This is a genomic window from Streptomyces sp. NPDC047869 (assembly GCF_040704065.1).
Lineage (GTDB): Bacteria > Actinomycetota > Actinomycetes > Streptomycetales > Streptomycetaceae > Streptomyces.
In genome coordinates this window covers 142,016-164,918 of record NZ_JBEYRK010000011.1, presented here as the reverse complement: position 1 = coordinate 164,918, position 22,903 = coordinate 142,016, and the positions used below count along the sequence as shown (strand labels likewise).

The 22,903-nt window shown below is 69.9% G+C and carries 19 protein-coding genes and 5 pseudogenes; 10 read left to right on the top strand and 14 right to left on the bottom strand.

The window, feature by feature from the left end; translation table 11 throughout:
• Positions 1 to 2,031 (top strand): serine protease, encoded by a 2,031-nt coding sequence (locus AB0924_RS17020; RefSeq protein WP_366911800.1) that lies wholly within the window; start codon positions 1 to 3, stop codon positions 2,029 to 2,031.
• A gap of 61 nt (positions 2,032 to 2,092) precedes the next feature.
• Here the strand turns inward: AB0924_RS17020 and AB0924_RS17015 are convergent, their stop codons facing one another.
• Together AB0924_RS17015 and AB0924_RS17010 are read right to left on the bottom strand one after the other, a co-directional pair.
• A complete protein-coding gene (locus tag AB0924_RS17015; protein WP_366911799.1) occupies positions 2,093 to 2,500 on the bottom strand; it encodes a WD40 repeat domain-containing protein in 408 nt (135 codons plus the stop codon).
• A gap of 72 nt (positions 2,501 to 2,572) precedes the next feature.
• Entirely contained in the window at positions 2,573 to 3,151 is a 579-nt protein-coding gene (locus AB0924_RS17010) for a glycoside hydrolase family 25 protein (protein WP_366911798.1), read from the bottom strand.
• 721 nt (positions 3,152 to 3,872) lie between these two features.
• Here AB0924_RS17010 and AB0924_RS17005 point away from each other — a divergent pair.
• Positions 3,873 to 7,442: a hypothetical protein gene (locus AB0924_RS17005; protein WP_366911797.1), complete on the top strand. Its 3,570-nt coding sequence runs from the start codon at positions 3,873 to 3,875 to the stop codon at positions 7,440 to 7,442.
• A 44-nt stretch (positions 7,443 to 7,486) separates the two neighbouring features.
• Here the strand turns inward: AB0924_RS17005 and AB0924_RS17000 are convergent, their stop codons facing one another.
• Positions 7,487 to 8,608 carry a PP2C family protein-serine/threonine phosphatase gene (locus tag AB0924_RS17000; RefSeq protein ID WP_358938650.1) on the bottom strand — a complete coding sequence of 374 codons (1,122 nt, stop codon included), beginning with the start codon at positions 8,606 to 8,608 and terminating at the stop codon, positions 7,487 to 7,489.
• A 111-nt stretch (positions 8,609 to 8,719) separates the two neighbouring features.
• Between AB0924_RS17000 and AB0924_RS16995 the strand changes: the two genes are divergently transcribed.
• Positions 8,720 to 9,298, top strand: coding sequence for an N-acetyltransferase (locus AB0924_RS16995; RefSeq protein ID WP_366911796.1), 579 nt, complete (start codon positions 8,720 to 8,722; stop codon positions 9,296 to 9,298).
• A gap of 108 nt (positions 9,299 to 9,406) precedes the next feature.
• On the opposite strand, the gene AB0924_RS16990 is transcribed toward AB0924_RS16995, so the two are convergent.
• The 3 genes and pseudogenes from AB0924_RS16990 to AB0924_RS16980 all read right to left on the bottom strand — a co-directional run bounded on the left by AB0924_RS16990 (position 9,407) and on the right by AB0924_RS16980 (position 11,121).
• Positions 9,407 to 9,859, bottom strand: a complete 453-nt coding sequence (locus AB0924_RS16990) for a DUF1801 domain-containing protein (protein WP_366911795.1) — start codon at positions 9,857 to 9,859, stop codon at positions 9,407 to 9,409.
• A 133-nt stretch (positions 9,860 to 9,992) separates the two neighbouring features.
• Positions 9,993 to 10,142, bottom strand: a pseudogene (locus AB0924_RS16985) (VOC family protein); the annotation flags it as partial.
• Between the two features lie 31 nt (positions 10,143 to 10,173).
• The gene (locus tag AB0924_RS16980) at positions 10,174 to 11,121 is read right to left on the bottom strand and encodes a phosphotransferase (RefSeq protein ID WP_366911794.1); all 948 of its coding nucleotides are present in this window, start codon (positions 11,119 to 11,121) and stop codon (positions 10,174 to 10,176) included.
• Between the two features lie 465 nt (positions 11,122 to 11,586).
• On the opposite strand from AB0924_RS16980, the pseudogene AB0924_RS16975 reads away from it, so the two are divergent.
• Positions 11,587 to 11,844, top strand: a pseudogene (locus tag AB0924_RS16975) (transposase); the annotation flags it as partial.
• A 78-nt stretch (positions 11,845 to 11,922) separates the two neighbouring features.
• Here AB0924_RS16975 and AB0924_RS16970 read toward each other — a convergent pair.
• The 4 genes and pseudogenes from AB0924_RS16970 to AB0924_RS16955 all read right to left on the bottom strand — a co-directional run.
• Entirely contained in the window at positions 11,923 to 12,078 is a 156-nt protein-coding gene (locus AB0924_RS16970) for a winged helix-turn-helix domain-containing protein (protein WP_366911793.1), read from the bottom strand.
• A gap of 16 nt (positions 12,079 to 12,094) precedes the next feature.
• A pseudogene (locus AB0924_RS16965) lies at positions 12,095 to 12,372 on the bottom strand (pseudouridylate synthase); the annotation flags it as partial.
• 38 nt (positions 12,373 to 12,410) lie between these two features.
• Entirely contained in the window at positions 12,411 to 12,773 is a 363-nt protein-coding gene (locus AB0924_RS16960; RefSeq protein WP_358938673.1) for a DUF5335 family protein, read from the bottom strand.
• A gap of 224 nt (positions 12,774 to 12,997) precedes the next feature.
• Positions 12,998 to 13,250, bottom strand: a pseudogene (locus AB0924_RS16955) (amino acid permease); the annotation flags it as partial.
• 17 nt (positions 13,251 to 13,267) lie between these two features.
• Here AB0924_RS16955 and AB0924_RS16950 point away from each other — a divergent pair.
• The 3 genes from AB0924_RS16950 to AB0924_RS16940 all read left to right on the top strand — a co-directional run bounded on the left by AB0924_RS16950 (position 13,268) and on the right by AB0924_RS16940 (position 15,105).
• Entirely contained in the window at positions 13,268 to 13,972 is a 705-nt protein-coding gene (locus AB0924_RS16950) for a DUF6461 domain-containing protein (RefSeq protein ID WP_366911792.1), read from the top strand.
• 96 nt (positions 13,973 to 14,068) lie between these two features.
• Entirely contained in the window at positions 14,069 to 14,713 is a 645-nt protein-coding gene (locus AB0924_RS16945; protein ID WP_366911791.1) for a hypothetical protein, read from the top strand.
• 29 nt (positions 14,714 to 14,742) lie between these two features.
• Positions 14,743 to 15,105, top strand: coding sequence for a hypothetical protein (locus AB0924_RS16940; protein WP_366911790.1), 363 nt, complete (start codon positions 14,743 to 14,745; stop codon positions 15,103 to 15,105).
• Between the two features lie 57 nt (positions 15,106 to 15,162).
• Here the strand turns inward: AB0924_RS16940 and AB0924_RS16935 are convergent, their stop codons facing one another.
• Positions 15,163 to 15,327: a hypothetical protein gene (locus AB0924_RS16935; RefSeq protein ID WP_358933873.1), complete on the bottom strand. Its 165-nt coding sequence runs from the start codon at positions 15,325 to 15,327 to the stop codon at positions 15,163 to 15,165.
• Positions 15,328 to 15,548: 221 nt separating this feature from the next.
• The gene (locus tag AB0924_RS16930; RefSeq protein ID WP_366911789.1) at positions 15,549 to 17,000 is read right to left on the bottom strand and encodes a PucR family transcriptional regulator ligand-binding domain-containing protein; all 1,452 of its coding nucleotides are present in this window, start codon (positions 16,998 to 17,000) and stop codon (positions 15,549 to 15,551) included.
• Positions 17,001 to 17,103: 103 nt separating this feature from the next.
• On the opposite strand from AB0924_RS16930, the gene AB0924_RS16925 reads away from it, so the two are divergent.
• From AB0924_RS16925 to AB0924_RS16915, 3 genes are all read left to right on the top strand, one after another.
• Positions 17,104 to 18,639: a cytosine permease gene (locus AB0924_RS16925; RefSeq protein ID WP_366911788.1), complete on the top strand. Its 1,536-nt coding sequence runs from the start codon at positions 17,104 to 17,106 to the stop codon at positions 18,637 to 18,639.
• Between the two features lie 80 nt (positions 18,640 to 18,719).
• A complete protein-coding gene (locus tag AB0924_RS16920) occupies positions 18,720 to 19,121 on the top strand; it encodes a nuclear transport factor 2 family protein (protein WP_366911787.1) in 402 nt (133 codons plus the stop codon).
• A gap of 16 nt (positions 19,122 to 19,137) precedes the next feature.
• A complete protein-coding gene (locus AB0924_RS16915) occupies positions 19,138 to 20,577 on the top strand; it encodes a gamma-aminobutyraldehyde dehydrogenase (protein WP_358933865.1) in 1,440 nt (479 codons plus the stop codon).
• 552 nt (positions 20,578 to 21,129) lie between these two features.
• On the opposite strand, the gene mscL is transcribed toward AB0924_RS16915, so the two are convergent.
• Positions 21,130 to 21,573, bottom strand: a complete 444-nt coding sequence (gene mscL, locus AB0924_RS16910; RefSeq protein ID WP_358933863.1) for a large conductance mechanosensitive channel protein MscL — start codon at positions 21,571 to 21,573, stop codon at positions 21,130 to 21,132.
• A 128-nt stretch (positions 21,574 to 21,701) separates the two neighbouring features.
• A pseudogene (locus tag AB0924_RS16905) lies at positions 21,702 to 22,570 on the bottom strand (class II glutamine amidotransferase).
• Between the last annotated feature and the right edge of the window lie 333 nt (positions 22,571 to 22,903).

The following is a 22,903-nucleotide window of genomic DNA, read 5'->3' as shown; positions in this document are numbered from 1 at the left end:
ATGGCGGCCGTGGAAAGGCTCCGGCAGGAGCGCGCGCACCAAGTCGCCGCGGCCGCCCAGCGGTACCGCGAAACCGGCGACGAGCGCGAGGCCGTGGAACGGCAGCAGGACGCCGGCGTCCCCTTCCCGGACTCACGGCAGGCGCTCGCGGCGCGTGCCACGCGCCTGCTGGACCGGCACGCGGTGCCCGCCGCCATGGCCGTGGAGGCGGTGCGCGCGGAACCGCTGGCGGCGCCCGACGCCTACGAGCGCATCCTCGGTGTGTCGAAGGAACTGCAGGCGTGGAGCTTCCTTCCGCGCGGCGCCCGGGCGGCGCGTACCGTCGCCCGGATATCGACCCGGGAGAACGGCCGCGAACTGCCACTCGGCACCGGCTTCCTGGTGTCGCCGAGCCTGCTGATGACCAACCATCATGTGCTCCCCGACGCGGAGGCGGCCCGGCAGTGCTTCGTCGAGTTCGACGCCCAGGTGACCGTCGACAACACCCCGCAGCCCGCGACGCGGCTGGAGTTGATGCCGGACGGGTTCTTCGTGGCGGACCAGCGCCTGGACTACGCCCTGGTGCTGGTGGCACCGGGGCCGGACGGGCGGCCGCCGGGCGAGACGTTCGGCTGGAACCGGCTCAGCGTGCAGCCGGGCAAGCTGGTCATCGGCGAGCCGGTCAACGTGATCGGTCACCCGATGGGACGGCTGAAGGAGATCGCCGTCCGCGACAACATGCTGCAGGTCCGGCTCGACGACTTCCTCCAGTACAGGACCGACACCGAGCCCGGCAATTCGGGTTCCCCGGTCTTCAACGACCAGTGGGAGGTCGTCGCACTCCACCACAGCGGGGTGCCGAAGACCGATGAGCAGGGGCACGTCCTGCGCACGGACGGGCAGGTGTGGCAGCCGGGGGACGGCGACGACGCCGTCGACTGGGTGTCCAACGAGGGTGTGCGTGTCAGCTCCATCCTGCGGCACCTCGCGCGACTGCCGGCCGGCACGCGGTCGGGTCCGCTGGCGGAGATGGGTGCCGAGTCCGGGCTGGGGGTGGCGGAGTCCCTCGTTCCCGCTCCGGCGCCTGCGGCGGCCGCCCCCGGGCCGACCGCCGCGGCGGCAGTCACGCACACGGGCCTGCGCGCCCGGGACGGCGCGTTCGGCGGCGGACGTCATCTCGTGTTCCTGCACGGTCGCTCCCAGGAACACAAGGACCCGGAGGACCTGCGCCGCGAGTGGACGGCCGGACTCAATCAGGGACTCGTCCGCGCCGGGCTCCCGCCGGTCGACCCGGCCGACGCCTGGTTCCCCTACTACGGCGACCGGCTGGTGCGGATACTCGCCGCGCACGAGGCCGTTCCGCGGGTCACCGAGGCGGCGACGCTGTCCCCGGCCGAGGCCGTCGCTCCTGTCTCGCCCACCGCCCGAGCGGTGTACGAGGAGATGATCGGGGAGGCCGCCCACAGGTGGAATCTCCCCGAGGAGAGGCAGCCCGACCTCGAACGGATCGCCCTGGGCGACGTCGTCGGAGGTCTTCACCGGCAATTGGGCTGGCTGGCCGCGAGGAGCGACCTCGACGCATGGACGATCGCCCTGGTCCTGCGCGACGTCGCCGCGTATCTCGACGACCGGCCCGTCCGGGACGCGGTCCTGGACAGTGTGCTGGACACGCTGCCCGAGGAGGGCGAGGTGATCCTCGTCAGCCACAGCCTCGGCACGGTGGTCGGCATGGACCTCACCACACGGCTGTCCCCCGCCCTGCGCACCATCCACCTCACCACGGTGGGCAGTCCGCTGGGGCTGGACAGCGTGTACAAGAGGCTGCTCATCGGCGGGCCGAAGCGCCCCGACGTGGTGGCGGACTGGCTCAACGGGTGGTCGCCGTCCGACGCGGTGGCCATCGGCTGCCCGCTGGCGGACGAGTGGGCGGGCACGGTGACCGACGTCGCCGTCATCAACGCCCGCGACCGGGCCCACAACATCGCGGAGTACCTCTCCCACCCGGAGGTCGCCGGGGGGATCGGCAGCCATCTCGGGCTCATTGCGGGGTAGCTTCCGGAGGACCTGGCAGAGGTGCACCCGAGCGGGTGCACCTCTGCCAGGTCTCGGTCTACTACTGGCCGGCCGGGCAGACGCGGCTGGATAAGTAGTTCGGGAGATACTGCGAGCTTTCTTGAGAGGTGAGCCCGCGGTTGACGGCCTGGCAGACCTTCTTCATCAGGAAGGTCGGCTCGGGTACGACCGTGTTCCAGAGCCGTACGGTGCCGTCGTCACTGCCGGAAGCCAGAGTGCGGCCATCCGGACTGAACGCGACTGATGCCGCCGGGCCGGTATGACCCCTGAGCGTGCGCGCTCTACCTGTGGCCTTGTCGATCAACAACACATTGTCGCTGAAACTTCCGAAAGCATCCTGTACCGCATCACCCATCCGGCCCGCCTTGACCGGCCCGTCTCCCACGACGGTGGCCTCGACCAGAATCGCTCCGCCGCCGTCCAGCGGAATACGCGCCAGATGGGTCAAGTTCGCTCCGGGCATGCCTGGTTCAGGAGGAACGACCAGGGCGGAGCCCCAAGCCCCGCCCGATGTCGGACTCTAGTTCTTCACTCCGTTGATACCGCCCGCGAAGGCGACCAGTTCGGCCTTGGAGGCGAACTTGCACACGTTCGTGTCCAACGGCTTGTCGGTGTACTGGTGAAACAGCCACGCGCTCTGGATGCCGGGCTTGCCCGCGGTCACGCCGTACACGGCGATCCACAGGAAATCACCCGCGTTGCCGGTGGTGTCCCGGTGCCGCCAGAAGTCCCGGTTGCAGTACAGCCCGATCTTGTGGCTGGAGCCGCGCAGCCGCTTGACCTCTGCGATGAAGGCGTCCTTCTCCGCACAGGTCGCCGCGGTGCCGTCCGGGTTGGTCTCCCAGTCGACGACCATCAGGTCGTACTCGATGCTCGCGCTGCCTTGCGCGAAGTGGGCCGCCTGCTCCTTGATGTGCCCTGGGTGCAGGAAATGGTAGAAGCCGACGACGAGTCCCGCGGCGCGGGCGTGCGCGGCCTGTTCCTTCTGCTTGGGGTTGACGTAGGAACGTCCCTCAGTGCCCTTGATGAACGCGAAACTGGTGCCGGCGGTGGGGAAGTTCACGTTCTGGAAGGCGGATACGTCATAGCCTTTGATCATGATGGGGATCCTCCCGATGTGTTGATCCGGAGGGAGCAGCGAGGGGCGGCCACGCGGACGATGTCGTCCTGTCCGAGGGGGAACCCGTCAACGATCGCGGCGTCTCCGAGGCCGAGTTGATGAACTCCGGGGGTCCCTGGTGAGCGGACCGGGTCCTCAGGATGCTCTTCCGCGTAGGCGAGCCCGCTCGGGCCGGTGATCTCCACGGCCGCCACCGCGTGCTTGCCGTGGTGGTCGTGAGTGCTGCCGCTTCAGATGCCAGGCGTCCGCGCGCCGGTCCGGCACGGTGCGGTCCTCCACGGTCTCTTTCTCCACGATCTGACCAGTGGCCGGATCGTGCAACTTGCGGATGGCGGCCCCGGTGAGATGATGCCGCCGCGCCGAGTGTCTCTGCACAGCGGCATGACACGGCCACGCCTGGCTTCGGGGGCACCTTCAACTACTTGATGCGTCAACATACTTCGGCTGGACATCCGACCACCGAGGAGAGACGCTTGCACCAGCAAAGCATGCGGAAGGTCACCGTGTAATCGACCCGCGATCCCACAGACCTCGTCCTCGACGGGAAGTAGTGGCCTGGACAACGCGGGGCCGGGTGCCGTCCGGCCCCTTGCTCGACCCAGAAGAACGTGGCGCCCTGGAAGGTCCCCACGGCGTGCGGTGTTCGGAACGGTGTCGCCGGGGACAAGGCGCCAGGAGACCAGGAGAGGGGCGCAGGGGCATGCCCTCCCTCAAACATCTCGGACATCTCACCAGAGAGACGTACCGCATCGCTGTCTCCGAGCCGTTCACCCCCGCCCGGCAAGCTCGGCGGATCTGCCTGCTGTGGGGTCGGGCGTTGGGCGGTGTGAACAAGATCCTGCTCGTGATGACGGTCGCGTTCGCGGTTCTGGTCGTGCTGCGGGCGACAGGAGCCGATCACCTGCGCGGTCTGTCACCTGTCGACTGGGCGATCATTGGTCTGGGTGTGCTGCTGGTGATCGCCGTCCTGTGCCGTAGCCGGCCGGTGCGGATCCTGCCGTTCAAGAACCTCGCCGACGGAGCCGGGAACCAGCAGGCGGCCGCTGTCGCCGCGGGCTTCGCCGAGCTGCTGGACGACGAGGTCCGCCGCATCGTCGACCTGGTACGGCAGGAACCGTTCCGGACGCCCGCGGACGTGCTCAATCCGGCCGGCCGGCGGGGTGACATGGTACGGCGGTCGTCCGCACGGGTGGCGTTCAAGACCGGCATGACAGCCACCGGCCTGCCCGGAGACATCAAGCCGACCGAGGTCGGCACCATCACCCTGGGTCCACTGAAACTCGAGGTCGGCACGGTGCTCGCCTGTCTGGAGCGGATCTTCGGCACGACGTTGCAAGGATCGCTGGTGGAGGCGGACGGAGTGCTGCGTGTGGTCGCGAGTCAGTCGGGGCTGCGAGGCGGCCGTACCTGGTCGGCACAGATACGGGTCGACGGCGACACCCGCTCGCCGGACGGGCGCCTTGCCAGGGAGCTGGCGCACCGCATCGAACTCGACCGTCCCTGGGCCTCGGAGTCGGGTGCCGACGTCGAGAGCTTTCAACGGCTGGGGGACGGACTCGAGAGCTACCAGCGCTTCCAGCAGGAAGGCGCGCTCCAGGACCTCGACGAGGCGGAGGACCACTTCCGGGCGGCCCTCGCCCACAGTCCCGAGTACGCCGCGGCCTACCACAATCTCGGCCTGGTCTACCGGGAACAGCAGCGCGTCCGGACCGAGCTCCGCCTGACGGTGTCGGAGGCGGTGGGGGACGGGTCGATACGCATGTGGCAGAAGGCGGTCGACCTGGATCCCACCCTGGCCCCGGCCCGGGTCCAGTTGGCCCGGGCATTCCTCGACAAGGCCAGCCCACCGGGGGTGGCGGACGACAAGCGGGCCGACCTCCTGCAGCAGGCCGTCCAGTCCGCCCGCAGTGCGCTGGAGCAGCCTTCCGGTGCCCACTCCATGGAGAGCACGCTCGCCCGATACTGGCTCGGATACGCGCTACGGAAGCAGGGTGGCCAGCAGCATCCTGACGGCACGCGCCGGTCGGACGACATGACGTGGGAGGCGCTGGCCAGTTTCCGCCGTACGGAACAGGATCTGATCGACGAGCGTGCCCGAAGGCTGATGCGTGACGGGACCACGACTTCGGTTCGGCCATTGGCGGAGCGGATCGCCCAGGTCATCGGCCAGCAGGCCAAGTGCTGGGCCCAGCTCGCGGACGAAGCGGTCGGCTCGGACCGGCGGCGATACGTCGGCAAGGCGAAGAGCCGGGTCGGTACCGCGATCGGCTGGGCTCCCGGTCTGCCCGAGCTGCACGCCCTGCGCGGCAGCATTCTGCTGAGGTACGACCCGGGGGACGGCGCGTGGCACGCGTTCATGGAGGCCCTCCAGCGGGACCCGCAGAACCATCACATCACGCCTGGGGATCTCGATGTATTCACCGCCATGACCAGCGGAAGCAGCGAGGACTGCGCACTGGCCGCGGACCTGTTCGTGCTGGCCGCCCACCGGCGTCCGGACGATGCCATGGCCTGGCTCCTGCTCGCGTTGCTCGCATCCGAAGACCGCCACGCCCGCTCACTCGCGGGCAAGGGGCTGGCCCTGGACCCGGGCAGTGACGAGGTACGCAGAATGGTCGACGCCCAGTGGCCGGCCAACGGCACCGCCGACGGCACGAAACAGTTCACCCTGGTATGGGCGCAGGCCTGGGACGCCGCCCGTCGGGCGCAGCGCAGCGGCAACGCGACCCGTCTGCGTGAGGCACTCGGCGACATCGGCCGGCTCTGCGTCCAGCACGGCCGGACGCATCCCGAAGTCACCTATGTGTCCCGGGAGATCGGACTGCTGCACACATCACTGGCGTTGATGACGGATCCCTCCGGAGACCAGCGAGCGCAGTTCCGCCTGGCGATCCGTCACCTCACGCGGGCCGTCGCGCTCAAGCCGCCGCCCGGGGTGGAGGTGCCCCCGTTGTGGTACGTGGAACTCGCCGACGCGCACGCCGCCCTCGCGGACTCCCTGTCCGGCCGGAGGCGCGGCCACAAAGCCGCGGCCAGGGACAAGGTCGCCGCGGCGAAGAACTACGAAGAGGCGATCCGGAACTACAACGAGGCGATCAACAAGTCACCCAAGACGGTCCGTCCCCGATACCACACCGGGCGCGGGGGCCGGGAGCGGTTCACGGAGCTGACCGCCGAACCGCCGGACCTGTCCCCGCGAGCGCGTGCGGCGGCGGGCCGAGCGGCGGTGTACGCCAGTCAGGGGCGCGTGAACGACGCCATACACGACTGCCGCGACGCCCTGAAACTGGCGCCCCTTTATGCCTATCCGCGCTTCACACTGGCGGTTCTGTACCGGGAGCAGAGAGCCCAGTACGACCTGGCGCGGCAGACACTCCTCAGGTTGATCGAGCTCCTGCCGGCCGGTGAGGAGCGGGATCGTGGCCGCCTGGAGCTGGCACGCACGTACCGCATCCACGCCGAGGCATCGCCGGCCGACGACAGCGAACGGCTCCTGGACCTGGCCCTGGAAGGCTTGGGGAAGGCCACTCGCGAGGCCTCGCTGAGCAAGGATCTCGAGGCGGAGATCTACGAGGAGCTGGCTACCGTACTGAGTCTCCTGGGCCGTTCCAGGGAGGCCATCACCGCGCTGCGCTCCATCACTGACGCGCTCGACCGTACGCACCGCGTTCAGCACCATGAGCGCATCGCTCGCCTGATGGCCCGCGGTGAGCAACCGCTGGAGGTGGAGCGGGAACTGATCATGGCTCAAAGGGCCTGCCGTGACCGGCTGAGGCAGGCGCGTGGTACGGACGAGGAGCAGGTGCTGGACGCCGCGCTCGTCAGTCTGAAGGCCCAGCTCGCCATGTTCTACGCGGAGCAGGGCATCAAGCTCAGGAAGGCGCACCGGATGGCGAGGAATGCCCTGAGGACCGCCCCGAGCTCGCTGGACCCGGTCAGCCGGGCGTTGTGCGAGGACGCCCGCGGATGGGTCGCCTACCGGGAGGGAAGGGTCCGTAAGGCGGTCCGCAGCCTCGAGGACGCCGTGGAACACTCAGCCGGTGACGCGCGGGAATGGGCCCATCTCGCGCTCGCGCTCGAGGCACGCTCGACGTCCCTGCTGGGCCACAAGGAGAAACATCTCGACCGCGCGCGGGACATCTGGCAGCAGATCCTCGAGCAGTGTCCCCGGAGTCCCGCGGCCGAACAGGCCAGACAGCACCTGAACCTGCTGCCCGACCATCTGCACCGCCCGAGGCCGCTGGCGTCCCGCGGCCTGGGTGCGGGATGAGAGGCGGGTGTGCCGGAGTCCGCTGATCGTGCGCCGACGGGTGATCAGACCGCCAGGCGGCGGATCGCCACCACGGCCGCGTCGTCGCCGAGATGCCCGTGGACGTGGGCCAGCAGGTCGTCCCGGAGGCCGCGCAGGAGTTCGTCGGGGTCGTCCTTGGTCCACTCGGGCGCCCGTTCGGTGAACGGATAGAAGAGCCCTTCGGCGTCGCGTGCTTCGATGACGCCGTCCGTGTAGAGGAGCAGCAGGTCGCCCACCTCGAACGGGAAGGTCTGGACGTCGTAGGCGGCGATGCCGAAGGGTCCGCCGAGTCCGAGCGGAAGGTGGCTCGCCTCGGGCACGAGTGAGGTGATGTGAGTCCCCCGTACGAGCAGCGGCGGTGGGTGGCCGCAGTTGATGAGGTGGACGACCGGCTCGTGGTCGGGGATGTCGAGCAGGATGGCGGTGGCGAAGTCCTCGTCGGTGTCCTGCTCTTCCTGTGGTCGCCACTGGCTGGTGTCCCAGCGGAACGCGGCGTCGAGGTGGACGGCGAGGCGGGGCAGGGTGGCCTGCCGGTGGGCGGCCGCGCGGAAGGCGCCGAGCAGCAGGGCGGCGTTGCTGATCGCGGCCAGGCCGTTGCCGCGCACGTCTCCGATGAGGAGCCGGGTGCTGTGGTGGTCGGTCCGTGCGGCCGCGTACAGGTCTCCGCCCAGATCGGCTTCTTCCTCGGCGGGGATGTACAGGCCGGCGATCCGAAGCGGGCCGGTGCGGGCGGGCAGCGGCCGCAGAAGGACGCTCTGCGCCGCCTCGGCGACGGACCGCACCCGGTGCAACTGGCGCTCACGCCGGTCCCGCACCACGCAGATGCTGACACAGACGACGGAGACGACGATCAGGGCGGTGATCTGCGCCTGGATGTTGGCGGTGGGCAGGACCCCTCTCAGCACACCGATCAGCACCTGGGCCGCCACCGCGAGCACTCCCATCAGCGCTGTCACGCGGGCGCCGGCGAAGGCCACCGTGATCGCCGGTGCCGCCACCAGCAGCGGGCCGAGATGGATGTGCGGCGGGGCCAGCACGTCCACCACGCAGATGGTGACGATCAGCCCCAGCGGGATCACCAGCAGCGCGGGGGCGTGATCCCGCCACCGAGGACACCGGAAGTCCCGCCACGGTCGAGAGGCCATGCCTCAAGCCTTCCACTCGCCTCCGCATACCGGAATGCGGCACTCCGGGATCGCGGGAGACGGGAGGCCTGGTTTTCTCACGGGCCGCGACCGGGCCTTAGGCTGCCGGTCATGAATCCGGCCACGACCAACGGTGCGACCGCTGAGCCCACCATCCTGACCGCTGTGGAGCTGACGTCCGATCAGGAGCTGAAGGGCGGGTTCGCGGGAGCGGCCCACCAGATCCTGGCGGACCTGGTCAGCGAAGGTGCCGCGCTGGGCTGGGTTGAACCACCCTCGCGGGACGAGGTGGCGGAACTCCTCGGCCACGTCGTCTCGGCGGTGCGAGCCGGGGATGCGGCCCTGCGTGCCGCTTACCTCGGCCACCGGCTTGTCGGGTTGGGTTACTGGATCCGCTACGTCCGGCCGACCCATCGGCCGCACGCCGATCTGGAGAAGCTCGCGGTGGCTGCCGCTGCCCATGGTCGTGGTGTCGGTCGGGCGCTGACTGCCGGTCTGATCGATGACGCCCGGGCGGCGGGCATCGAGGTCCTCACTCTGGACGTCCGCGGTGACAACACCGGTGCCCTGCACCTCTACCAGTCGCTGGGTTTCACCGAGTACGGACGTCTGCCCGCCTTCGTCGCCGTGGGCGAACGCCGCTACGACAAGGTCTTCCACATGCTGGACCTCCGGCTGCGGCGGGGCTAGGCGGTCGGCGGCGGCCGGTCCCCGTCCACCTGATCCGGCGCGCGCACGACCCGCACCCCACCACCCACACCGCGATCACCCTCGCCTCCTACCTCTACCGCAACGCGACTAGCGCACCGCCTGCTTCACGAGCGCGGCGATCCGTGTCTCCACCTCGGGTGTCACCTCGGTCAGCGCGAACCCGGCCGCCCACATGGGGCCGTCGTCCAGCTTCGCCTGGTCGCTGAACCCGAGCGTCGCATAGCGTGCCTTGAACTTCTCCGCGCTCTGGAAGAAGCAGACCACCTTGCCGTCCAGCGCGTATGCCGGCATCCCGTACCAGAGCTTCGGAGCAAGGAGCGGGGCACTGGCCGTGACGACGGCGTGCAGGCGCTCGGCCATGGTCCGGTCCGGGTCCTGCATCTCGGCGATCTTCGCGAGCACGTCCCGCTCCGCCTCCGCCGCCTTGTCCGCTCGCGAACTCCGGCGTGCCGCCTTCTTCAGCTCTTGGGCGTGGTCCTTCATCGCGGCCCGCTCCTCGGCCGTGAACCCCTTGTGCGCGCTGCCCTCGGTGCCGCTCATGACTGTGTCCCCCGCAGGATCTCGACTTACGGATCTGGAGAGGGACCATATACCAGCCCACCGACACCGAACCGGGGCCAGCACAGCACGAGTTCCGGGGGTCCGGCTTCCGGTTTCAGTGCGCCGACATGCTCTACAGCGGAGTGGGCCTGATCATGGCGAACGGGGCGCCCTGCGGGTCGGCTACCGCCGTCATACGCCCGGCCATCATGTCGAACGGCGGGGCGAGCACCGTGCCGTTGCGCTTGACCAGGGCGTCCACCGTGGAGTCGACGTCGCCGATACTTCCCAGCCGCCCGGCTGCCCGCGGTGCGTCACCGGTGCAGGGACTCGGCGACGGCCGGGTCCTCGAGCACGGTGACACACCAGGCGAAGTGCTCGTCACCGCCGCCCGGCGCGAAGGCGTCGCTCGTGGCCATCGCATAGGCGGCCCGGTAAAGCAGGAGGTCGTCGACCGCGTAGCCGAACTCGTCGGCGAACCGCGTGGTGAGCTGCCGGGTGATCTCCGGGGCGTGCTCGGTGCCCGCCGGGAAGATGGCCGCGGCCACGGCGGCGTCGAACCGGGGGTCCCCGCCCGTGGACAGGAAGCCGTAGTCCACGAGGGCGAGCGGCCGCAGGTCGTCGTCCACCAGCACGGTCTCCGGGAAGACGTCACCGTGGACGACCGCCTCGTCGGTACGGGGCAGCGAGCGCAGCTTCCGAAGCAGCCGGGCGCGCGTGTCGTCGAAGTCGCGGACATGCGTGGAGAGCCGGTCCGCGCACCGGCTGACCCGCCGGCCCACCAGGTCCGCCAGGGCGGATCCGAAAGTGGCGTGGTCTTCCCACAGCGGGCGTTCCTCGTCCAGCACAGGAAGGTGCTTGACCTCGTCGACGTCATGGGCGTCCGCGAGGGCGCGCAGCACGCCGACCAGGCAGTCGACCGCTTCGGGCAGCACCTCGTCCGGGTCGTCGGTGCGGATCCTGCCCGCCAAGGGCTCGCCGGTCAGCTCCCGCTCCACGGTCATCGGGACACCGTCGATGTCCTCGACGGCGAGGATCTCCGGGGCGCCGAACGGCAGGTGCGCCGCGGCATCGGCGTAGAAACGCTGCATCCGCCGCAGTTCGGATCCCCGTCGGCGCTCCCACACCTTGGCCACCGTTCCGTCCCCGAGTCGGTAGACGGCTCCCTCCACCGCCGCCTCGACGGGCCCGGCGTCGGGATATCCGGCGTCGACGAAATGTCGTACGCGCCGGGCCGTGGTGTCCCGTATCGCATCGGACATCTCGTGCCTCCTTCCGCCCCCGGCGTGAACGACCAGCCGGTCGGCGGGGCCGACGCCGGGACCACCTCCCACGGTAGGCCCCTCGCCCGCACGGCACCCGGTGACGGAGGGCTGCCGGGCGCCGTGCGGTCCGCCACGCGTATACGGCGGAACAGTGCCGGCGGATCCTGCGTATCCGGGAGCCGACAGTGGCTGTTCCTTCGTACACTGGCGGCCGTCGCCCGCCGAGGGCCGCGCCCGGCCACTGCTCGGGGACTCGCCGACGGGAACCACGCACTGCGGCGTCCGTCGGCCGCAGCCCCCTACCGCTAATCCGGCCGTGCCCCGCCCGGGACGCAGGCCGAACTCGACCTTGCAGGATCGTGGGCGGAGCGGGAGGCGGCCCTTGACCAGGGCGCACGGCGAAGGGCCGCCCGGGGCCCCGCAGTCCTGTCGTAGCAGGGCGTTCCCACCTTACTGATCATTATGAGTTTGGCTCACAGGCTTGGCAGTGGGCTGGCGGGCGGCAGAGTTCCGCGGTCGTCGGATGATCTTGTGCCTGATGATCTGTGGGATCGTGTCGCTCCGCTGCTTCCGCCTCGCCCGCCGCGGCGTCGGCGGTACCGGGGTCGGCTGCCGGCGGATGGCCGTGCGGCTCTGCGCGAGATCGTCTACGTGCTGCGCACGGGCGTGACCTGGGCACACGTGCCGACCGAGACGATCGGCTGCAGTGGGGTGGGCTGCGGGGTGCATACGTGCGTCGGATCTGGGGCAGCGGCGAGACGCCTGATTCGTCGAGGAAGACGATCCAGGCACGTTTGTTCATCGCCCCTTTTTGATGCGCGGCCACTTATGGGCGCGGGCGATCTCGGACTCGTCCCGCTCCACCGCCCGGCGCTCCGGCCGCTGCAGGCTCCATCCCAGCCGACTGGCCAGCAGACGCCAGACCGACGCCCGCGACAGGACTACTCCCGTCACTCGCTCGACCACCAGCGGGGAATGGCACGCGTACCTCGGCGGGCAGCTCCCGGTGGAACCATACGACCATGCCCGCCACGAACGAGGCGTCCGAGGCCACCGCCTGCCCGTCGGCGCCGACGGGCAGGGCCGCCGGGAACATTTCCTCGACCATCCCGGGCGCCGCCCCCGACGACCGCTCCACCCGGTGTTCGCGCACGGTGGCCCACGGCCCGCAGGCGGGCGCACCGGCACCGGGTCCACCCCGTGGCGCTGGGGCAGGGGAGGAGGAAGGACCCGGGTCTGGCGTCGCATCACGGCCCAGCGTACGAGGTGCCGCGACGGCTCAGGGGTCAGGATTCCGTGCCGGACTCCTGCGGGAAGAAGGTGATCAGCGTGGCGGTGCCGTCCTTGTCGACTGTCCGGACCGCCGGCTCGGGAATGCCCTGCGTGGCGACGTCGATCTCCCTGGGGTGCCACACCAGGTGCCGCAGGACGACGGGGTAGCGCGGCGACCGTCCGCCGACGGAGACGGCCACCACGTCGTCCTTCGGGTCGTACACGATGCTGGCGAAGGGCAGCCGGTTGGCTTCGTACTGGTGCCCGACCTCGGGGTCCAGTACCTCGATGGTGACGAACTCCCCCTGGTGTTCCTCGGTCATCTGGTTGAGGGCGGTCTCCCAGGTGCTGCGGTCGAGCGTTTCGGTACCGGCCATCGTCGTTCCTCCTCCGGTGGCAATCTGCTCTCCCGACGGTAGCCGCAGCCCTGAGCGACTGCCTCGGCCTGACAGGTCGAGCCGTCCGGCCCTGCTGGACCTGCCTGGACGAGTCCGGGCCGAAGCCCCACGGGGCGGGCTCCGGTACGGGCGGAGCGGGGGCGGGCACGGCCTGCCGGACCCGCGTAAGCCGCCACGCGCCCCCGAGGACCACCCGTGACCAGCAGGAACAGCACGGTGAACCACCGGAAGTACCAGTGCCCGCCCACCGGGTCGTACACCGCGGCGCGTGGCCAGGTTGGCGGTCATGAGCAGGCGATACACCATCGCATAGGCGAGATACAGCATCACGATGCAGGTGGTGCCGATGGCCAGGAACGCCTCCGGCGAGGCGAAGTCGAGCAGCAGCAGAGCCGCCGCCAGGACGCCGACGACCAGGGCGGGCGTGCTGGGCATGCCGGTGCGCGGATTGACCCGGCCGAGTCCGTCGGGGCGTGGCGAGGCGGCCGCGTTTCCTGCAGACCCTGTCGACGGGCGGGCGCGCCGTGGTGCACTCCAGTAATGGACGCAAGCCCATTCACCTGTTCCACTGGTACGAGTACGGCGGGGCTTCGGACTTCGTTCGAAGGGCCCACGGACAGGAGCGGCACACCCCCAACGCCCTGAAGCCGGTGATGCATGTGGCGCGCGGCCAGGCTGCCGAGGGCGGCTCCGATCAGTCCCTGGAGAACATCGCCAGGCCGCTGACCGCCGAGGAAGCCGACGCGGCCTGGCGGGGCGAGTGGGCGCCCCAGCACGAACGGGTCCGCCTCCGCCCCGCGGACGTACGGCAGGCCGCGCGCGGGCGGGACCAGCGGATCGCCAACGACCGCACGGCCGCGCGGCGACTGGATCACCAGACCGCCGATGTGGACGCGGCCCTGGCCAGGGCCGCGGAGAGCCTGCGCCTGAATCCGCGGGGACGTCCGGCACCCGGCGCCAGGCTGGTCCTGCGCAGCGGTCTGGACGCCGTAGAGCACTGCGCCGTCGGCCCGCGTTCCCTGTGCTGGACCTTCGCCGACCTACGACTCATGAACGAACTCAGACGCCTGCGCGCCTCGCACACTGAGGACCGCCCGGAACCCCGGCGCCGACGCGACCGGACAACGCTGGGAGGTCTGCTGCGTTCGCTGCGGTCCGGCGAGCTGCGGGGGTCGTAGGGCGGTCGCATGGATCCGAGCAGGAGCTGGCCGTTCGGCCGCTCCGGACGATGAAGAACACATCGCGAGCCGGGAGGAACAATGCGGAACCGGACATTGAGCAAGATCGGCACACGGCTGTTGCGTCTGCGCCACGACTCGTCGCAGAGCTCACAGGACCGGGCGGCGCCGGCCGACTACGGACTGGACCACGGGCAGGTCGCCGAATTCGTCGCCGGCACGCTGGATGCGGAGGGCGAGGCGGCGCTCGCCCATCAGGTGGCGCGGCTGCTGCCCTTCCACTGGACCTGGCCCAACCGGGTCGCGGAGGCGATGTCGCAGATCATGGACCACTTCGGTGATCAGCGTGAGCTGATGGCCTGGCTGGATCGGCACCCCGGCCTGCCACGGCTGGTGGCCCGCCTGTACGTCTTCATGGGCCTCCTCGACTGGTACAGCGCGGTGCCCGCGGTCGTGACCGCGATGCGTGAGTACCGGGAGCGGACACCGTATCCGCCGGGCCTGGAGTCCTACCTGGTGCCTGCCACCGATGACGACACGCTCGCGAGCATTGCTTTCAAGGTCGAGAAACTGCTCGGCGAGGAGCGGACCCGGGAGGCCGTCGAACTGGCCCTGGCCACTGCGGCATGGCTGCAGCAGATCGCGCCGCGCGCGCGGGAACTCTCTCCTGAGGTCGGCGACTTGGACGAGCTGATGGGGCAGGCGCGGCAGGACATCCGGGCGGCAGCAGCCGACATCTGAACACGACAGTCGATAGGGCGGTGAACGGCATGACGGTGAAACTGAACGCGAGGGCGTTCAACCACGCAAAGAAACTGACCGAAGAGGGCCGGATCGTCCTGGACGACCGGGACGAGTGGAGCGAGCACCGGCCTTCGGCAGCGGACGAGAATGCCTACCTCGAGGAGCACGGATTCGCCGAGTACGCCAGGTGGTACCTGGGCATCGACGACGAGATGGGAGAGGAGACCAAGGGCCGGTACAAGTTCCCCTACGGCGATTTCGATCGTGTCCACCGCTGCGGTGTGCTCTCCGCCGAGGTACGCGCCGGACAGCAGAAATACGCGGACATCGAGAACGCCGCCGCGCACCTGCACGGAATGCTGGACGGCAGGCGGGCCGGGAACCGGTGACAGCGCCGAAAAAAGTGCACCCTCACCCGGCCCCCGGCGACGGATTGTCCAGTGACGCTAGGCGTCGTCGCCCCGCTCGCCCTCCGCCTGGGACGGCTCGCTCCGGGGGACGTCCGGGTGCTGTTCCGTTGCGGTGCGCTCGCCCCTCTCGTCCCGCTCGCCCTCGGCCTGCGAGGGTGTGCGCGAGTACCAGGCGTCGTAATCAGGGGCTCCGGATTTCATGACGGGCCTCCTTCGTCGCTTACGTCCATCCTCCCCTCTCACGCCATGGTGGAACACCTGCGGCCTCACCCGTGCGAGCGGCAATCCAGCGTCGTCCAGAGAGGCGATCCGCGGCCGGACAGCGCCCGCACCATCGGCCGTCGCCAGGTCGTCGGCGCCGACGCTGCTCCCGTCCCTCATCAGTCTTCCAGCTCTGCCCTCCCGGCCTGCCGCGAACGTGCTCAATCGGTCAGGCCAAGCGCCCCCGCTGCCTGAATCGCCAGCCAGACCTCGGCCAGGGCCCCCGTCGATGTCAGATCACGGTCGGCGAGAGCACCGAAACGGCGTAGCCGGTAGGCGAGGGTGTTGGGGTGTATGTGGAGCGCCGCCGCGGCCGTCTCGGTGCGGCGGTCGCGCTCCATCCAGGTGCGGGCGGAGACCAGCAGCTGCGAGTCATGGGTTTCGTCGTAGCGCAGGACCGCGCCAAGCACGTACTCGACCAGCGCGGTCAGGGCAGCGGGGTCATCGGGCAGCCACCGGCCCGTCGAGTCGTCGCCGTATCGGACGACGGCGCGACCCGACTCCACGGCCTTGGCGACCGCCCAGAGCGCCTCGCGCTGGGCGACCTTCAGCGCGGCACCCGGCAGGAAGGTGCGGCTGACCCCGGCTGCCCCGGCCGGCAGCTCCCCGACGGCCACCGCCAGCTCCGATGGCCCCAGGACGTAGCGGTCCTCGCCCCGGGTGAGCAGCAGATGGGGTTGGTCCTGCAGACAGGACAGCAGCGCCTCGTCGGTGGTGTGGCGCACCACGAGGAGTACGGTGTCGCCCTCGATGGCGTGCCGAGCGAGCCGGCGGCGCGCCACCTCCGGGTCGAGCGCCTCCTGCAGTAGTTCGGCCAGTGTCTCCGCGCCCTCGCGGCGCAGCGTCTCGCGCTCGTTGCGTATCATCGCCAGCCGCAGCGCCGCCACCGTGGCGATGTGCTGGACGACGGCGAGTCCCGCGGGCTGGGCGCCCTGACGCTCGTATGCGACCAGAAATCCCGCCGGGCCGCCGGGCGCGGGCACCGGGAGGACGAATCCGCCGGGGATCGTCGGCGGGGCGTCGGTGGAAGCGGGCAGGACAGCGGGATCCGGTACGGGAACGCCGGGCAGGAGCGGGTGGCCCTGCGGTGTGCAGAGATAGACGTCGTAACCCGACAGGCCTTCGAGACGGCGCAGAAGTGTCGGCGTGTCGAGATCCTCGGCGACCAGCCAGCGCAGCGCGCCGAAGACCTGGAGTTGCGCGCCCAGCCGGTGCCGGGCGTCCTCCTGGGCCGCGGCCGCGACTTCCTGGGCGACCGCGATGAACGGGACGGCGAGCGGCACTTCGAGGACCGGGAAGCCCCGCTCCTCCGCCGCCTGGAAGAACGCATCGTGCAGCGGGGGCATGTGCAGCTGCGCGGAGAGAGCGAGAGCGGATACCCCGGCGTCGTCCAGCCGCTCCACGTAGGCGCGCTGTCCGGCCGCAGTACGGGGGACCGCCAGCCCCGCCGTCATGATCACCTCGGCCCCCAGGAGCCAGGGCGTCGGATCGGCAAGCTCGCTTGCGTGCGCCCAGGAGACGGACCGGTCCAGACCGGCACTGCCGGCCTTCACGGAGAGCTGGAGCGCCGGGAAGGAGAGCAGATCGCCGACGGTGAGTTTGTTGCTTGCCACACAAAACAGCGTACGGCTCTGGGGCAAACACAATTGTCGCTGGTCATTCGCGGGCCGCACACTGTGCACCATCCCCCCTGCATGACCGGAAGGTGGAGCACCCATGACGACCTCGATAACCGAGATAGAGACCTATGGTGTCGAGCGGATCCCGGACAAGGACCGGACAGCCCGCCCGATCGATCTGTTCCGGCTCGCCTTCGGCGGTGCCAACACTTTCGCGACCTGTGTGCTGGGCGCCTTCCCGATCCTTTTCGGCCTCTCCTTCTGGCAGGGTCTCGCGGCGACCGTCCTCGGTCTCGTGGCAGGTGCGCTCCTACTGGCCCCGATGGCGCTGTTCGGCCCCGCCAACGGCACGAACAACGCTGTCTCCTCCTCCGCGCACCTGGGCGTGCACGGCCGGGTCGTCGGCTCGTTCCTCTCCCTGCTCACCGCCATCGCCTTCTTCTCGATCTCGGTGTGGTCCTCGGGGGACGCGCTCGTCGGCGGCGCGCACCGGCTCGTCCACGTCCCGGAGTCGGACGTGACCTACGGCATCGCGTACGCGATCTTCGCCGGGCTCGTCCTGGTCGTCTGCATCTACGGATTCCGGTTCATGCTGCTGGTCAACAAGATCGCGGTGCTGGCGGCGTCGGCCCTCTTCGTGCTCGGCGCCTTCGCCTTCGTGGGCGACTTCGACCCCGGTTACGCAGGATCCTTCGCCTCCACGGCCGACCCACTGTTCTGGCCTTCATTCATCGGCTCCGCGCTGATCGTGCTCTCCAACCCGGTCTCCTTCGGCGCGTTCCTCGGTGACTGGTCTCGCTACATCCCGGCCGGGGCGCCGCGCCGCCGGGTGATGGGGGCCGCGTTCCTGGCCCAGATCGCCACCCTGCTGCCGTTCCTCTTCGGCCTGGCCACCGCGTCGATCATCGCGTCGAAGGCCGAGAAGTACGTCGACCCTGCCGCCCCCAACTACGTGGGCGGACTGCTCGCGATCTCACCCGGCTGGTACTTCCTGCCGCTCTGCCTGATCGCCCTGATCGGCGGCCTCTCCACCGGCACGACGTCCCTGTACGGCACGGGGCTCGACTTCTCCAGCGTCTTTACGCGCTTCAGCCGCGTCCAGGCCACCTTCTTCATCGGTGCCCTGTCCATCGCGTTCATCTTCGCCGGCCGCTTCGCGCTCAACCTCGCGCAGTCCATCTCCACCTTCGCCACGCTGATCATCACCTGCACCGCACCGTGGATGATCGTCATGACGCTCGGCTATGTCACCCGGCGCGGCTGGTACGACGCGGAGGCTCTGCAGGTCTTCAACCGCCGTCAACGCGGCGGCCGCTACTGGTTCACGCACGGCTGGAACTGGCGCGGCATGTCCACCTGGCTCGTCTCCGCAGTCGTGGCGCTTCTCTTCACCAACCTGCCCGGCCAGTTCGTCGGCCCGCTCGGCGATCTCGCGGGCGGCACGGACATCTCGCTGCTGGTCGGCCTCACCCTCGCGATCGTGCTCTACCTCGCCCTGCTCGCTGTGTTCCCCGAACCGCGCGCCGTGTACGGACCGGCCGGACCCCGATTCGTGCGGGCGTCGGATGCCCCCGTGCCACCGATCACCGGCGACACCGGGGAGACCGTCACCGAGCCCGCCGTGGCCCACTGAGGCCTCGCCGTCACCTACCGTAACCGAACGCCTGGCGTTCCGGCCCCCGACCGCCGAACGCCCGTGACCAGGAGCCGTACATGAGCACCACTGCTGTCCAGGAGGTCCGGACCGCTGCGGACGCGCTTGTCGCCGCCTTCGCCGAGGGCCGTCTCGACGACTACTTCGGCGCCTTCGCCCCCGACGCGACCTTCGTCTTCCACACCACCCCGCAGCGGCTCGGCTCCACGGCCGAGTACCGGGCGCTGTGGCAGCAGTGGGTGGAACAGGACGGCTTCCGGATCCTCGGCTGCACTTCGTCCGCACAGCTGATCCAGCACTTCGGCGACACTGCCGTCTTCAGTCACGACGTCGAAACCCGGATCGCCACCCATACCAGCCAGGAGACGGTCCACGAACGGGAGACCATCGTCTTCACCCGCGCCGACGACGGCCGCTGGGTCGCCGTCCACGAGCACCTGTCCGCCCGTACCGCCGCCTGACCAGGGGACACGATCCATGAGCACCACCTTCCGCAACTACATCGACGGTGCGTTCGCGGACGCCTCGGACAGCCGCACGCTCGACGTGGTGGACCCCACCACTGGTGACGTCTACGCGACTTCCCCGCTCTCGGGGGCCGCGGACGTAGACGCTGCGATGGCGGCCGCGGCCTCGGCGTTCCCCATCTGGCGCGACACCACACCGTCCGTACGGCAGCGCGCACTGTTGAAGATCGCCGACGTGATGGAGGCACGGGCCGACGAACTGGTCGCCGCGGAGAGCCGGGACACCGGCAAGCCGCTCCACCTCACCCGCAGTGAGGAACTCGCCCCCGCAATCGACCAGATCCGCTTCTTCGCGGGCGCGGCGCGCATGCTGGAGGGCCGCTCGGCCGGCGAGTACATGGAGGGAATGACCTCCATCATCCGCCGCGAGCCGGTCGGTGTGTGCGCCCAGGTCGCGCCATGGAACTACCCTCTGCTGATGGCGGTGTGGAAGTTCGCCCCGGCGCTCGCGGCGGGCAACGCCGTGGTCCTCAAGCCCTCGGACACCACCCCGGCCTCCACGGTTCTGATCGCCGAGATCATCGGCGGTGTCCTGGAGGAGCTGGCACTGCCCCGCGGAATCTTCAACGTGGTCTGCGGTGACCGTGAGACCGGCCGTCTGATGGTGGAGCACCCGACCCCCGCGATGGCGTCCATCACCGGTTCTGTACGCGCCGGCATCCAGGTCGCCCAGAGCGCGGCCAAGGACGTCAAGCGGGTCCACCTGGAGCTCGGAGGCAAGGCCCCGGCAGTGATCTTCGAAGACGCCGATCTGGCGAAGGCGGTCGAGGACCTGGTCATCGGCGGCTTCTTCAACGCCGGGCAGGACTGCACGGCCGCTACCCGCGTCCTGGTCCACGAGTCGGTCCACGACGAGTTCGTCGCCGCCCTCGCCAAAGCGGCGGCCGACACCAGGACCGGGTTGCCGGACGACGAGGACGTGCTGTACGGACCGCTGAACAACGCGGGCCAGCTCGCCCAGGTCAGCGGTTTCATCGAGCGCCTCCCCGAGCATGCCAGGATCGAGGCGGGCGGCCACCGGGTCGGCGAGCAGGGCTACTTCTACGCCCCGACCGTGGTCTCCGGCCTCCGGCAGGACGACGAAATCATCCAGAACGAGGTCTTCGGCCCGGTCATCACCGTCCAGTCCTTCACGGACGAGGCCCAGGCCGTGCGGTACGCCAACGGCGTCGACTACGCGCTGGCCTCCTCGGTGTGGACCAAGGACCACGCGCGGGCGATGCGGATGTCGAAGAACCTCGACTTCGGCTGTGTGTGGATCAACACCCACATGGCCCTCGTCGCCGAGATGCCGCACGGCGGGTTCAAGAAGTCCGGCTATGGCAAAGACCTCTCCGCATACGGCTTCGAGGACTACACCCGGATCAAGCACGTCATGACGTCGCTCTGAGGTCCGGCAACTCGTCGGCCGCCCCGGGCTGTCCCGGGGCGGCCGAGGGGTCCACACCAGCGACCCCGACACCCGGCAACTCCTCGCCCGCCTCATGCCCGGCGCCGGATCGGGCGGTTATCCCGGACACCGGGCGGGCCATGTCCCGCTTCCGTTCGTGTCGGCCGATCGTGGGCGCCGACACCGGCACGTGCTGCCAAGGACGGGAAAAGGCAGCCTCCGCCGGAATCCGCTGACGAACTGCTGCCCCAGCGTCACGGAAAGGGCACCATTGAACGGGGCCAGACGGTGGCGGTCAGCGGCCGGTGACCGCGCCGCGGCGGCGAACCGCTGGTCGAGAGAGTCCCACCGCGCCTTCGGGCTCGCTACCGGCGTCCGGCCACGGCGGGGCGAGCAGCGTGGCCCCCGGCGCGGGCAGCCTCCAGGTCCTCGGCACGCCACTGCAGGATGCAAGCTGTGCAAGGCGGCCTGGTGCGATCGACCGTGCCGGCGTGGCGTGGGGTGTGTGCCCGCGACGGGCCCGGCAACCCAGGCCGGGCCATGGAGGTCGGGTCACCCGGCGCGCTGGGTTGTCTCCCCGGCCTGAGCGGGTACGGCGGGCAGGGAGACGGTGCAGGAGGCGCAGCGTCGGGCCTGGGCGGGTACGGGGCTGAGGCATTCGGGGCAGTCCCGTTTGGGGGCCTGGACGTCTTGGTGCGGGGCGAGGCGTTCGTGGAGCTTGTTGATCGGGAGCACGACCAGGAAGTACAGGGCGCTGGCGAGGAGGAGGAAGCTGATCGCCGCGTTGACGAAGGCGCCGTAGGGGAACTCGGTGGCGCCTACGGTGAAGGTCTTGCGGCTCATGTTGCCGGTGGCGCCGGTGGCCAGCCCGACGAGTGGGGTCAGGAAGGCGCTGACGAAGCCGTTCACCACGGCGGTGAACGCTGCCCCGATGACGATGCCGACGGCCAGGTCGACCACGTTGCCGCGCAGGATGAAGCTGCGGAAACCCTTCACCTTCTCACCCCTAAGAGGCTCTTGACGTCGACGGGCGGCACCGAAAGCGCGGTCAGCCCACCCACTTCACCTCGGATGCCCTGTCACCCCTCACGCATGCCGGCTCCGCCGCGGGGCGCGGTGATGTACTAGGCGGCCTTCTGCGACGCGGCCGCACCGGGATGCAGGTCGTCGAGGGTGAGCTGGTGTGCCGGGGGATCCGGCAGGAGGATCTGGCGGTTGACGTGCAGGTCGGTGCCGACGTGGAGAAGTTCGCCGGGCTCCAAAAGGCGCCAGTCGGGATGGTCGTCCATTCGCTCGCTGGCGACGACGACGGCGGGGTGCTCGGCGAGGGACGCCGAGTGAACGCGCATACGGCCGTGGCTGCCGCTGTGATCGAGATGCCGGCTGCCGTGCTGGCCGCCCGCCGGACGCTCGAGGACGTACAGCTCATGGGTGTCCGGGTAGCGCAGCGCCCACAGCTCCTGGGGTGTGATGAGGATCAGGTTCATGGCGAAGACGGGCAGGTTCGCGGCGATCCAGCGGGCGGCCTGCCGGATGCCCTCGGTGACGTCACCGCCGTTCCGCCGGGTCTCTCGGGTGATCAGGGCGAAGAAGCGCTCGGAGTCCGTGTCGCCGCTGACCAGCGACCGGTCCTCGTCCAGGTGGTCGTCGAGCGCTTCGAGGTCCTCGATCACGCCGTTGTGCGCGAAGAGCCGCCCGTCCTGCTCGAAGGGATGGGTGTTGCGGATGTCGAGGCTGCCGGTAGAGGCGTAGCGCACGTGGGCGATGAAGGTGGCGGACTCGTCCTCGCGGGCCTCCTCGGCGAAGGCGCGGTCGCGGTAGGCGGCGATGGGGGCCTTGTCGACGCACGGGGTGCCGTCGGCGGTGAAGCGGCCGAAGCCGGTGCCATCGGGGTCACGGCGCTCTGCCGGCTGAGGCTGTCGGGGGCGTCCAGCAGCCAGAAAGTGGCATGCGTACGGAGTGGAGCGCTGCTGAGGCCGAAAAGGCGGCACATGGTTTCCTCCGTAACGGCCCGCTTCTCACAGGATGCCGACCGGGTTTCCCCTCGACGATTCGCCATGCGTCCGGTGAACCTCGTCTCGCTCTGGCCCAGCCCCCCCCTCAGCATGGAACAGGGCGGGAGCGTCGGCGAGCGGGCCTGGGGCGGAAGTCCCACGGTCGGCCGGGACTCGTGTGTCTCAGCAAGGGTGATCGGCTGAGCGATGCGGTCTGTGTCGACGAGGCCCTCGGCTGTCCCAGGTGACGCCGCAGCTAACCCTAAAGTTGAGGGTGAGGGTAGGCGCTCGGGCGGCCCGGCGATGTCGGCGCAGGACCCGGCCATGACGGC